Source organism: Burkholderia sp. PU8-34 (assembly GCF_053427725.1).
This window is the reverse complement of sequence record NZ_JBSAXC010000010.1, coordinates 56627-70041: the sequence shown is the minus strand read 5'-3', so window position 1 is coordinate 70041 and position 13415 is coordinate 56627. Positions and strand designations below refer to the sequence as shown.

Here is a 13415-nt window from a genome sequence, read left to right as displayed (position 1 = left end):
AAGAGAGGGCTACCCAGCATGCTATAATATAAGGTTTCCAGCGGTTTGTTTTCTAAGCAAAGGCGAGATTCGCGATGGCAAAGACGACAGGCGGAAAGAAAGCAACAGGCAAGGGCTCGACGGAGCCGACCACGAAGGTCACAGCGGCCAAGTCTGCTTCTTCCGCCAGGACAGTGTCTTCCGCCACGTCAGCTGCTGCAAGAAAAAAAACCGCGGCCGGCACTGCTCAGGCTGCGCCGGCCCTGGCAGCCAGAACACAGGCTGCTGTGAGACCCGACTCCGGGCCGGTGATGCCGGCGGCGAAGCGGGCAAGTGCGAAAAGCGCAAGGGACACGGCTGCCGAGCCGGACGAAACGGCAGTCCGTACTACTCATGCACCCACGGTTCAACCGGCTGTCGTCCAGCAGCCGCGAGTCGATTTAGCCGGTACGGCGAACTCCATGACGAAAAAGCTGAACGAAGTATCCGTCGATGACGACGCAAATCAGAGCGAAGAGCAGCCTGTCGCGGCTGCCGCTGGCAAATCCAAGGTGCGCGATCGCCGTGCCAAGGAAAAGGCGCTGCTGAAGGAAGCGTTCGCGACGAGCACGCCCGGCACGGCCGAGGAGCTCGAAGAGCGCCGCGTGAAACTGCGCGCGCTCATCAAGCTCGGCAAGGAGCGCGGCTTCCTGACGTATGCCGAAATCAACGACCACCTGCCGGACAACTTCACCGAGACCGAAGCCCTCGAAGGCATCATCGGCACGTTCAACGACATGGGCGTGGCGGTCTACGAGCAGGCGCCGGACGCGGAGACGCTGCTGCTGAACGACAACGCACCGGCGGCATCGTCAGACGACGAAGTCGAAGAGGAAGCGGAAGTTGCGCTGTCCACCGTCGATTCGGAGTTCGGCCGCACGACCGACCCGGTCCGGATGTACATGCGCGAGATGGGCACGGTCGAACTGCTCACGCGTGAAGGCGAAATCGAGATCGCGAAGCGGATCGAGGATGGCCTGCGCCACATGGTGATGGCAATTTCCGCGTGCCCGACGACGATTGCCGACATCCTCGCGATGGCCGAGCGCGTCGCGAACGAAGAGAGCCGTGTGGACGAGCTCGTCGACGGCCTGCTCGATCCGAACGCATCGGACACCGACACCGACGGCTTCTCCGCGAAGGCGGCGGAAGAGATCGAGAACGAGGACGAGGAAGCCGAAGAGGACGAGGAAGAGGAAGAAGAGGAGGACGACGACGGCGCCGCGCAGGCGTCGGCCAACGCCGCCCAGCTCGAAGCCCTCAAGCGCGCATCGCTCGAGAAGTTCGCGCAGATCAGCGAGTGGTTCGACAAGATGCGCCGCGCGTTCGAGAAGGAAGGCTACAAGTCGAAGGCCTACCTGAAGGCGCAGGAAACGATCCAGACCGAGCTGATGACGATCCGCTTCACCGCGCGTACCGTCGAGCGTCTGTGCGACACGCTGCGCGCGCAGGTGGACGAGGTGCGTCAGGTCGAGCGTCAGATCCTGCACATCGTCGTCGACAAGTGCGGGATGCCGCGTTCGGAATTCATCGCGCGCTTCCCGGGCAGCGAGACGGATCTCGACTGGGCCGAGAAGGTCGCCGCAGAAGGGCACGCGTACAGCGCCGTGCTGTTGCGCAACATCCCGGCGATCCGCGAACAGCAGCAGCGCCTGCTCGATCTGCAGGCGCGCGTCGTGCTGCCGCTGAAGGACCTGAAGGAAACCAACCGCCAGATGGCGGCCGGCGAACTGAAGGCGCGCCAGGCGAAGCGTGAAATGACCGAGGCGAACCTGCGTCTCGTGATCTCGATCGCGAAGAAGTACACGAACCGTGGCCTGCAGTTCCTCGACCTGATCCAGGAAGGCAACATCGGCCTGATGAAGGCGGTGGACAAGTTCGAATACCGTCGCGGCTACAAGTTCTCGACGTATGCGACGTGGTGGATCCGTCAGGCCATCACGCGTTCGATCGCGGACCAGGCGCGCACGATCCGGATTCCGGTTCACATGATCGAGACGATCAACAAGATGAACCGCATCTCGCGGCAGATCCTGCAGGAAACCGGTCTCGAGCCGGATCCGGCAACGCTCGCCGAGAAGATGGAAATGCCGGAAGACAAGATCCGCAAGATCATGAAGATCGCGAAGGAGCCGATCTCGATGGAAACGCCGATCGGTGACGACGACGATTCCCATCTCGGCGACTTCATCGAGGACAACAACACGGTCGCGCCGGCCGATGCCGCGCTGCACGCGAGCATGCGCGACGTCGTGAAGGATGTGCTCGATTCGCTGACGCCGCGCGAGGCGAAGGTGCTTCGGATGCGTTTCGGTATCGAGATGAGCACCGATCACACGCTCGAGGAAGTCGGCAAGCAATTCGACGTCACGCGTGAGCGGATCCGCCAGATCGAGGCGAAGGCGCTGCGCAAGCTGCGTCACCCGAGCCGTTCCGACAAGCTGAAGTCGTTCCTCGAAGGGAACTGATTTCCGGCTTTTCCCCTATGAACGCCGCCGGTATCGATACGGTACCGGTGGCGTTTGTTCCTTTTATTGTTACAATGCCGGCCCGGCATCTTCACCCGGGTTGCGTGTAGCACGCTTCGCTTCTCTTCAGGGCCTGTAGCTCAGCGGTTAGAGCAGTCGACTCATAATCGATTGGTCGCGGGTTCGAACCCCGCCGGGCCCACCATCTTCTTCCTCCGCCAAGGTCCATGGCGATTGTGCAGCTAAGCATAAAGTAGCCATCGTGACACGTTATGCTTTACTCCCCGATGGGACGCATTTCGCTTTATCGGGAATCGCGCATAGCGTCGAAAGTTTTGTTCGCGGCGAACGGTCGCTAATGGACGCAAAAGCGCCGACCTGCTGAGTCGGCTTTTCTGTTGCTGATACTTCCTGAAGTCGACTAGTTCACGCTGAGCGCCTTGAAGCACGTCGATCACGCCGCGGATGCTCCCCAGAACTTCCTTGGGTACTCGTTGGGATAATGTCACAGCCTCGCCACCCAGGACCCAGATCCCAGGGGGCGCAGGGCTGAGCCTTAGGCGCGAGGATTATTCCTGCAGCCGTTTCTTCTCCATCTGTCGACAAGGTACGGTTACCCCAGTAAAGCAAAATGAAATCAAGAGGCCCTCACCTCAAGTTGATGCTGCAACGTTTTGTAACCTAGATGACGGTGTGTTTTACAAGCTCGGGGAGGATTCCATCACTGCGCACAGGACTGGCGACCGTCGTACGTTGTGACGAGTTGTTAGCCAAATATCCCGGGTAACAATTGCCTGCTCCGGAGAAGCACGGCAAGGCCAGGGACCGGCTCAGCGATGAAGCAAGATAAGGCGGCTGGACCAACACCACTCCGCGCAGCCATCAGATGAGCTCAGCACCGACTTTATTGCTTTCAACATTCGGGTGACATTTATTGTCCTTGTAATACACCTTGCCACTGGTATCCTAATTTCTCCACTGCCGTTTGCATCCAAGGTATGACTGTTGTCCGACGCGCAGGCGGGTTCGCCAAGCGGAAGCTGCTGTCTCGCTTGGACGGGGTATAGAAAGTACGGTTGGCGCGAATGTTTCCGGAGGAAGCAGCGTTCGTGGCAACACGCCTAGACGAATAGCTAGTTGTAGTTGGAGACCATTGATGGATACCGGGGTTGTCGAGCCGACGGATGAATCGGCAAAGCCTTATTGCGTCCAGATTCAGGCGGCCATCGCTGGACGGGTTAATCTGGCCGACTTTCAGAACGCGGTGCCTGTGGTTCGCGAGCTTTCCATAGTCAACGAAACGGAAGACGCATTTCGGGACCTGAAGCTCACCGCGATTTCTGACCCACCGTTCCTCAAGCCCAAGACTTGGCACCTTGACCATCTGGCGGCAGGGCAGACTCTGCGTATCACGGACCTAGATTTGTCTCTCGACGGTCCGCTGCTCGGCCGCCTGACCGAGTCGGAAAAGTCAGTGGTCACACTTACGCTCACTGCGCCAAACCGAGAGTCAGCCGAGGTCGCAGTTTCCGAACATACAGTCGAGCTTCTCCCAAGGAATCAGTGGGGCGGCTTGTCGTCGTTGCCGGACATGATTGCGGCTTTCGTGCAGCCGAACGAGCAGGCAGTCGAACGCGTGCTCAAGCAGGCTGCTGAGGTGCTGCGCAAAGCAGGGAAGTCCGGCGGCATCAATGGCTACCAGGAAGGTGCAAAGCGCGCATGGGAACTCGCTTCTGCTATCTGGAATGCAATTGGTGCGATGGGACTCGACTATGCTGTGCCTCCCGCGAGCTTCGAGCGGGAAGGGCAGAAAGTGCGCGGGCCCAGCCAGATTGCGGAATCAGGGCTCGGCACCTGTCTTGACCTGGCCTTGTTCGTTTGCGCGGCGCTCGAGCAGGCGGGCCTGAATCCACTCCTCGTTTTCCAACAGGGACACGCCTTCCCTGGCCTCTGGCTGAAGCCAGAAGAGTTCTCGACCACCGTCGTCGACGACATCACCGCTCTGCGGAAGCGAGTGAAGCTCAAAGAGATGGTCTTGTTCGAGTCGACCCTTCTTGCACAGAGGCCTCTGCCGACCTTCAGTTTCACTACGGCTAAGGGCGAGGAACACATCTCTGGAGACGAAGAGTCGAAGTTCGAACTGGCGATTGATATTCGACGCGCACGCCTGCAGCGCATCAAGCCGCTTGCGAGCGAACAGGCGGTAGTTCGTAGCACTGCGGGTACCGAGACGACCGAAGACCTGACTCCCCGCTGGGAAGATGCGCCTGAGTTTCTCGAGGAGCTCGATGATGCGCAGTCAGACGGCGGCCAGGAACGGCCGGAGGACCGTCTCACACGTTGGCAGCGACGGCTCCTCGACTTGTCACTCAGGAACAATCTGCTGAGCTTCAAGTCGGGAAAGAAGTCCCTGAAGCTCGACGCGCCTGAGCCAGGACTGCTTGAGGACATTCTGGCGGAGGGACATGCGCTAAAGCTACTGACCCGTCCGGACCTGATGGACGGTTCGGACCCACGCAGCCAGGCTATCCATGAGGCGCGCGAGCGCGAACACATTCGACGCCAGCACGCTCTCGACGCGTTGACGCGCAAGGAAGTGTTTATCGGGTTGCCGCAGGACGAGATGGATTCGCGCCTGACCGAACTGTTCCGGAATTCCCGGACAACCTTGCAGGAGGGGGGCTCGAATACACTGTACCTTGCGCTCGGCTTTCTATCGTGGACGCGCGACGACAAGGAAGACAAAAAATATCGTGCACCCCTTATCCTCGTACCCGTCGCCCTCGAGCGTCGCAGTGCGCGCTCCGGCTTCAGTCTGAAGCTATACGATGAAGAGGCCCGATTCAATCCGACGCTCATTGAAATGCTGCGTCAGGACTTCGAGCTCGAACTCGGTGTGAACGACGTCGAACTGCCCAAGGATGATTCAGGCCTCGATGTTGCAGGAATCTGGAAAACGGTGTCCCATGCCGTCAAGGACATCAAGGGCTGGGAGGTCGTGGAAGAAGTCGTTCTGGCCTCTTTCTCGTTCGCCAAATACTTGATGTGGCGGGACCTCACCGAACGTACCGAGCAGCTCAAACAGAACGCGGTAGTTCGTCACCTCATCGATACTCCGCGCGATTCGTATCAGAGCACGGTAGAGTTCCCTGATGTCAGGCGGCTGGACGTCGAACTGCCTGTGAAGGAGACCTTCTGCCCTCTACCAGCAGATTCGTCGCAGCTTTCCGCCGTGGTCGCAGGCAGCAAGGGCAAGGATTTTGTTCTGATTGGACCACCGGGCACCGGAAAGAGCCAGACGATTGCCAATCTCATCGCGCAGTGCCTCGCCGAGCGCAAGCGCGTGCTGTTCGTTTCCGAGAAGATGGCCGCGCTGGATGTCGTCTATCGGCGCCTCGCGGACGTCGGCCTTGGAAATTTCTGCCTCGAGCTTCACTCCAGCAAGGCGCGAAAGACTGATGTTCTTGAACAGTTGAAAACATCATGGGATGCCTCCGTCACCCTTGCGCCTGAGCAATGGCACGCAGAAGCAGTCCGGCTTGAAGGACTGAGGTCCCAGCTGAATGGATATGTTGAACGACTCCATCATCGGCACTCGAATGGCCTGAGTGTCTATGAGGCCATCGGTCGAGTCGTCGGCGGCCATGACCTGCCAGCGCTCCGGCTGACATGGTCGTCTACCCAGGCCCATGACCTGGAATCCATGCGGGGCCTTCGCGAAACCGCCGAACTGCTCGATGTGAATGCCAAGGCATTCGGTGAGGAGAAGTTGACGTCAACCCCGCTGGCGCATGTGGCTCAGACCGAGTGGTCGCCTCTTTGGGCAGCCGCGCTGGACGACGCTGCCCGCGCGGTACCAGAAGTTGCGGCACGCTTCGAGAAAGCAGCGGCGGACCTGCGTCAGGCTATAGGACTGCCGGACCTGCCGTTGGACCCCCGAGTACGCGATGGTCTGCGGATGCTCGCCGCGGTCCTGCCGTCCGCGTCTGGTTACGACTGGCGTTTCGCGCTACGTCCGGATGCAAAGGCTATTGCGGATGGATTGCGCCAGGCAACACCAATGTTGCAGCGGTACCGGGTACTGCTTGGCACACTGCCGACGCCTTGCTCGAATCAGACACTCGAGGACGTGCGACTCGGTATTAGCCAGTTGCAACGCGATTCGGAATTGCAGGCAGCTCTTTCCGTGCCTTGGAGCGAAACGCTGCGCGCTCGCCTCGCCAAAGGTATCGAACTGCTGCGCACCCGGCTTGACGTTCTCGGCCAGCTTTCGATTCCATACAAGGAAGGCATCCAGACAAGGACAATTGCCGAGTTGCAGTCTGAACTGCGTGAGCTCAAGGACTCGGGCTGGCCGATGAGCATGATGCGCAAGCGGTCCTTGACGAAGAAGCTCAGGGAGCTTGCGGGCGGAAACGGTGGCGAACCGAACATCGACGGGGATATCGAGTGTCTTGCGCGAATTGACGCCCTCAATAACGAAATCAAGGAATATGGTGACCTGTTCTCGCTTACTTCGAGCGTATGGACGGGGCTCAAAACCGACCTTGATGTGGCTCGTGCACTCCTGTCATTCCAGACGGCCCTCGAGCGTGCTCGTGTACGCTCGAACTGGGATGACGTGGGCCTTGACCCAGTTAGCCGAGGGGAATGCGGCGATGCCGCTCAAGATGACCTGCAGCGGATGCGTGAGCTGCGGAAAATCGAGCAGGTGATTGCGAGTCTCGCTCATCTGGAAATCGAGACGGGCCACGTCTGGGCCGGTTACAAAACTGATGTTGTAGTCGCGAAGGCATATGTGCCTTTTCAAGTAGCGCTCTCTGCTGCACGAGCAGAAACCCACTGGGCGGATGACGGATTTACGGTAATCGAGTCTGGACGCGCCGGTCCAACGGCGGCTGCCAACATTCGGAACATGCGCGAATTGGTTTCGTTGCATGCCCGAATTCAGGAGTTCGCAGACCTGTCAGGCAAAACGTCCGGTCTGTGGAGCGGTCTGCAAACCAAGATTGATGGCATCGAGCCAGCCCTCAAGTTTTTCGAGTCTCTCTCGGCCGCACTGGCTAACCTCGCGAATACACCTGAACTGCTTGCGGCGGTCAAAGCCCCCGTCGCCCTTCTGCTTGGCGACAGCAATATTCTGCTTGAGCCGTCAGGCATCGTTGCTGGTATGGGGCGCACATATGCCGAAGCGCTACAGTCGCTTAATGAAGTCGTCGCTCAATTTGCCACGGCCAGCGGGCTGGCATCTTCAGAACACGCGACTCTTCATTCGCTTCTCCCCGGGCAAGTGGCGGAATGCGCTAGGCAGGTGGTGCAGAACGCTAACCGGCTGAAACTCTGGTGCGCCTGGCGGAAAGTCCGTCAGCATGCGCTTTCGCTGGGATTGGCCCCATTGGTTTCAGGTATCGAAGACGGCAATATTCAACGTGGACAGGTGAAGGTAGTCTTTGAGACCAACTACTGCCGCTGGTGGTTGAACGCTGTCGTGGATGGCGACGACGTTCTGCGTACCTTTGTGTCGGCCGAGCACGAGAAACGCATCCAGGATTTCCGCGAGCTTGATGAGCAGTTCATCGCTCTGACCCAGGCTTGGGTCAGAGCGCAACTTTCGTCCGGTCTTCCTTCGCCGGCGAGGGTTGCACTGGGCTCCGAGTGGGGGCTCTTGCGTTACGAGATGCAGAAGAAGACCCGACATCTTCCGCTGCGCGAACTTATGTCGAAGGCTTCTGGTGCAATTCTCAGGCTGACTCCTTGTCTCCTGATGAGCCCGCTGTCGATTGCCCAGTACCTACCGGCTGAGACCTCTGACTTTGATGTCGTGGTGTTCGACGAAGCTTCTCAGATTCCGGTCTGGGATGCGGTTGGTGCGATGGCGCGGGCACGGCAAGTCATCATGGTCGGTGACCCGAAGCAGCTCCCACCGACCAGCTTCTTCGACCGTGCGGAATCCGACGTCGACGACACGGATGTCGAGGCGGAACTCGAGAGCATTCTGGAAGAATGTATCGGAGCGAACCTGCCGACGATGAAACTGTCGTGGCACTACCGCAGCCGGCATGAGAGCCTTATTGCATTCTCGAACTACCGGTACTACAGCGGTGACCTGGTCACATTCCCGAGTCCTGTCACCAACGACAGGGCGGTCAGCTTCAATCTCGTGACCGACGGCCAGTACGAGCGCGGTGGAGCCCGCACCAACAAACCAGAGGCGAAGGCGCTTGTGGCGGACTTGGTCGGGAGACTGAAGTCCCCGGGATTCCTCGACAGTCGGATGACGGTCGGTGTCGTCACGTTCAACGCCGAGCAGCAGCGCCTGATTGAAGACCTCCTTGACGAGGAACGCCGCAAGGACCCGTCTATTGAGCCGCACTTTGCTGAGTCAGCGCTTGAGCCAGTGTTCGTCAAAAACTTGGAAAGCGTTCAAGGTGACGAGCGGGACATCATGTACTTCTCGATTACCTACGGCCCTGGCATTGATGGCACGATGCCGATGAACTTCGGCCCGATGAACCAGCAAGGTGGAGAGCGACGCCTCAATGTAGCTATCACGCGCGCCCGTCAGGAGCTGCGTGTGTTTGGCAGCTTCAAGCCGGAAAAAGTGGACCTGTCCCGGACGCAGGCACTCGGTGTTCGAGACCTCAAGCACTTCCTCGAGTTTGCCGAGCGAGGAGCTCGCGCTTTGGGTGAAGCCGTTGCTGGCAGCATCGGTGACTTCGATAGCCCGTTTGAGAAGGCAGTGTGTGCGGCACTGGCGGAGAGGGGCTGGACGGTTCATCCTCAGGTGGGCGTGTCGGCGTTCCGTATTGACCTTGGCGTGGTGGACCCCGATGCTCCTGGTCGCTATCTGGCAGGCGTTGAATGTGATGGCGCGACCTACCATCGCTCAGCGACGGCTCGTGACCGCGATAAGCTGCGTGAGCAGGTTCTGAGAGGACTTGGTTGGGAAATCGTCCGAATCTGGTCGACGGACTGGTGGGTTGACATGCCGGGCACCCTCGAGAAGGTGGATAGTCAATTGCGAGCTTTGCTTGCCGTCAGACGAGAAGCAGAGGCAGCGGAGATGCAGAGCGCTGCAGCAATCGCAGAAGAGGTACTCGCCGCCGCAAAATCGGGTTCAGGCAGCGGATTCAGCAACGCAAATGCAGTAGAAGATGTTGCGCCGAAGGTGGTATCGAAGGCTGCAGTCTCCGAAGATGAAGCGTCGGTCATGTACGCTCGCGCCGCGTCAACGCCGATATCCATTGAGCGCGAGGAGGCGATATTCGTTGAAGTTGATTTGACGATTTCCGACCACGAGCGTGACCCGGAGCTGTTCTTCGCTCACTCTTACGACGAGCGTCTGCTCGCGATGATTACAGCAGTTGTCAACGTCGAGGGGCCCGTGCGCGACGAGGTTCTGGCAAGACGTATTGCTCGCGCGCATGGATGGTCCCGAACCGGCTCTCGCATTCTGAATCGCGTGGTCGACCTCGCGTCGAAGCACTTCGATGCAGAGACAGAAGATGTTGGCTTGTTTATCTGGCCTAAGACCGTCGGTGATAAGGCATCTTTTGCGTTCAGAAGTCCGATGCCCGGAGCTACACGACCGGTAGATGAAGTTTCAATCGCAGAGCTGAGAACGCTTGCGACGAAACTGCAAGCAGAGGGGCATGACGAGGAGTCAGGGCTCAACGCCATGAGTCGAGAGCTGGGCCTCCTTCGACTGCGCGCAACGAGCAGAGGCCGCCTTGAGCTGGCATGGCGCGAAGCATAGAAGATGGAGGCATACTTTGTCCGAGAAGAATTGGCCATTCCCGAAAGTTTCACCCCCCGACAACCAGTCGGATGGGTTGCCACGTGCCAACGAAATGCGCCTTCTCTGGTTCAGCAATCAAGCGGTGAGATTGGGATTCGAGGAAAAGGTATGGAATACCGCAATGGAAGCGGCGGAAAATCTGATTCGCCGTATCCCAGCATCGCCCAGCGGTACCACTGCGGGCGAAATTTGTGTTACGACGCACGTGAACCGCATGTCGTACGACATGCCCTTGAAAGACGTGATGCCAGAATTAACTCGATACGCGTCAGCTCTCGCTCAAGCCTTGCGTGATGAAATTCTGGCGTACGGCTATTCAGTGTTGCGGTGCTCAGGAACGGCGGAGGCGACGGGAGCGCAAGCGGCAAGAATCCGGATTGAAATCGAAACGGGGCTCATCGGGGTTGGATGACCGCGTGTCCGCTTTATGTTGGCAATCCGACCGTGTTTCCAAATTTCGCACAGTGCTGAGGGTGTGAGGGCGTTTTCATTGCGAGCCGCGGCGCGTGCCGAAGACGCGACATTTCGCCTCGATTCCGGTGATAACGTGCAGTTGATGTCACACGGATTGTGGTGATGGTACACGCGATAGACGCGCTTGTGATTGGCGTGCATGCCTTCGCGCTCAACGAGGGCGTGCAGGCGGCGGTAGCCGAACCGACGACGTTCGTGCGCCAGTTCCACCAGACGCGCTGCTAGTACGTCGTTCTCGTGGTCTGGCTTCGCGTCGTAATGCAACACGCTGCGAGAAAGCCCGACAAGCCGGCAGGCGCGGCGCTCAGAGATATTGACCTTCTTTCGAATCGCCGCAACTGCTTCGCGCTTGGCTTGCGGGCTCAGGGCTTTCCCTTGACGACGACCTTCAACGCTTCCATGTCGAGCATTGCTTCGGCCAGCAGCTTCTTCAGCCGCGCGTTCTCGGCCTCCAGGTCCTTCAGCCGGCGAGCCTTCGACACCTCCATACTTGTGCTTTAAGATCCGGCCTTCTTTTACGTAGCGGCACAGCGAATGCGCGCAGCGCGCATCGCTTTGCCGCACGTCATTTTCAGCTCCTCGATCTGGCGCCCGGACTGCATCTCCCTGTCCAGCGGATTGGCCCGCAGCGCGCGTGCCGTCCCGCGATTGTCATCCTCGACCCAGCTCTCATCATCGGCGCCAGGCCAAGCCGGAGTGAGCGCGTTCGCCGTGAACCGCCCAAGACCTCGTGGCCGTTGGTTGGCGGAGGGTTTACGCGAGTACATATATTTGAAAATTCAACTACACTTCGCCGTAACGATGTTTGAAAAATCAAATAAATGCCGGCTGCGCGAAACCCGGTAGTGCGCCACTTCCCGTGGCGAGCAACGTGTGCTGTGCTGAACGGACCCGCGGAAAGAATACGCGTCACATAGTAAGGCTTGCTAAATTAAAAAACGGAGGCGGGATGTGGAAACACAAGTCGTTATCGTCGGAGCGGGCCCCGTCGGTCTGACGCTTGCCATCGACCTCGGGCGGCGCGGCATCGCGTGTGTCCTCGTCGAGCAAAAGGCCGAACCGCAATTCCTGCCGAAGATGGAGCGCTGCAATGCGCGGACGATGGAAATCTTCCGCCGGCTCGGCCTCGCGGAACGCATCAGGGCCTCGGGCATGCCCGAGGACGTCCCGATGGATATCCAGATCATCCGCTCGATGGTGGAGCCGCCGATTCTGCGGTTGCCCTATCCGTCGGTGGCTGACGCGCGTGCGCAGACGCGCCTGAGCTGCAATGGAGAACTGCCGCTCGAACCGTATCAGCTCATTTCTCAATACACGCTGGAGCCGCTCCTTTTGGAGGAGGCCGAGCGTCTGCCGTCGGTCACCGTGATGCGGAGCACGACGTTTCTGGCGTTCGCCGAAGATTCCGCTGGCGTTCAGGTGACCATCAGCGACGCACAGGGTGCACGAAAAACACTAATGGCAGACTATCTCGTCGGCTGCGACGGCGGCTCGAGTCGCGTACGCAAGCAACTCGGCATCCGCCTGCAGGGCGAGGGCGATATCGCACGGTTGCGCCAGGGCCTCTTCTATTGCGAGGAACTGTACGAACGGCTCCCGATGGGAACCGGGCCGGGCCGCGGCCGGCACTATCTGGTGGCGGGCGCACCGCCTACCTTCATGATCATGCAGGATTCGACCCGGCACTGGACGGTTCACTCCGCAGTCGACAGCGACGAGGCGATGCGCCGGATGTTCGAGCGGATCGTCGGTGTTCCGATTGCTTACGACATGCTCTATTGCGCGGAGTGGCGGCAGAACCTGTTGCTGGCCGAACGCTACGCGAAGGGGCGCGTCTTTCTCGCGGGCGATGCCGTGCATCTCGTGATTCCGACCGGCGGGCTCGGCATGAACACCGGCATCGGCGATGCCACGGATCTTGCGTGGAAATTGGCCGCGACGCTGGACGGGTGGGGCGGGCCGGGGCTGCTGGCGTCCTACGACGACGAGCGGCGCCAGGTTGGCGAGCGGGTCGTCGGCGCATCGCGCTATGCGTCGCTCGGCTACCGGGCATGGTTGGCCGAGGTTCGCGCGGAAATCGGTGACGACACGCCCGAAGGTGCATCTGCGCGTTCCCATCTTGCCGGGGTCGCAAACGTCGAGCAGCGCAAGTCAAACGAGATGATCGGCGCCGAGCTTGGCTACCGCTACGTCGATTCGCCGATCATCGACAATGTGCCGGGCGGGCCGCAGCACGATCTCCGTTCCTATCTGCCCACTACCTGGCCAGGCGCGCGGCTTCCCCATATGTGGCTCGACGACGGAAGCGCCATCCAGGACCGGTTCCGGTCGGACCGCTATACGTTGCTCGACGTGACGGGCGGGCACGATGCGAGCGTGCTCGTTGCCGCGTTCGAACCGTTCGGCGCGCCGCTCGATGTGCTCGCGATCCCGGATTCCGCGCTTCGCAGCGTTTATGAGCGCGATCTCATCCTCGTGCGCCCCGACATGCATGTCGCTTGGCGTGGCGACCGGCTCCCGGAGGCCGTCGATGCGCTCGCCGCAATGGCAACCGGGCATCGCGACATGAACCACGCATCGCGTTCGATCCGAAGCCCCTGAAGGCCCCCAGCGTGTACGTCTGATCGAAGCCTTAACGATTTGTATTCCAAATTATC

At 59.7% G+C, this 13415-nt stretch carries 4 protein-coding genes, 1 tRNA gene and 1 pseudogene; 5 read left to right on the top strand and 1 reads right to left on the bottom strand.

The features are described from left to right. The first annotated feature begins 74 nt into the window (after positions 1-74). From rpoD to ACV22Z_RS22835, 4 genes are all read left to right on the top strand, one after another. The gene (rpoD, locus tag ACV22Z_RS22850; RefSeq protein ID WP_448078546.1) at positions 75-2486 is read left to right on the top strand and encodes an RNA polymerase sigma factor RpoD; all 2412 of its coding nucleotides are present in this window, start codon (positions 75-77) and stop codon (positions 2484-2486) included. A 129-nt stretch (positions 2487-2615) separates the two neighbouring features. Continuing rightward, positions 2616-2691: transfer RNA gene (locus tag ACV22Z_RS22845), tRNA-Ile, on the top strand. A gap of 951 nt (positions 2692-3642) precedes the next feature. Further along, positions 3643-10242, top strand: coding sequence for a DUF3320 domain-containing protein (locus ACV22Z_RS22840; protein ID WP_448078545.1), 6600 nt, complete (start codon positions 3643-3645; stop codon positions 10240-10242). Positions 10243-10258: 16 nt separating this feature from the next. Beyond that, a complete protein-coding gene (locus ACV22Z_RS22835) occupies positions 10259-10696 on the top strand; it encodes a hypothetical protein (RefSeq protein ID WP_448078748.1) in 438 nt (145 codons plus the stop codon). 167 nt (positions 10697-10863) lie between these two features. Here ACV22Z_RS22835 and ACV22Z_RS22830 read toward each other — a convergent pair. Continuing rightward, positions 10864-11246, bottom strand: a pseudogene (locus tag ACV22Z_RS22830) (IS3 family transposase); the annotation flags it as partial. 463 nt (positions 11247-11709) lie between these two features. On the opposite strand from ACV22Z_RS22830, the gene ACV22Z_RS22825 reads away from it, so the two are divergent. Further along, entirely contained in the window at positions 11710-13359 is a 1650-nt protein-coding gene (locus tag ACV22Z_RS22825; RefSeq protein WP_448078544.1) for an FAD-dependent monooxygenase, read from the top strand. The last annotated feature ends 56 nt before the right edge of the window (positions 13360-13415 follow it).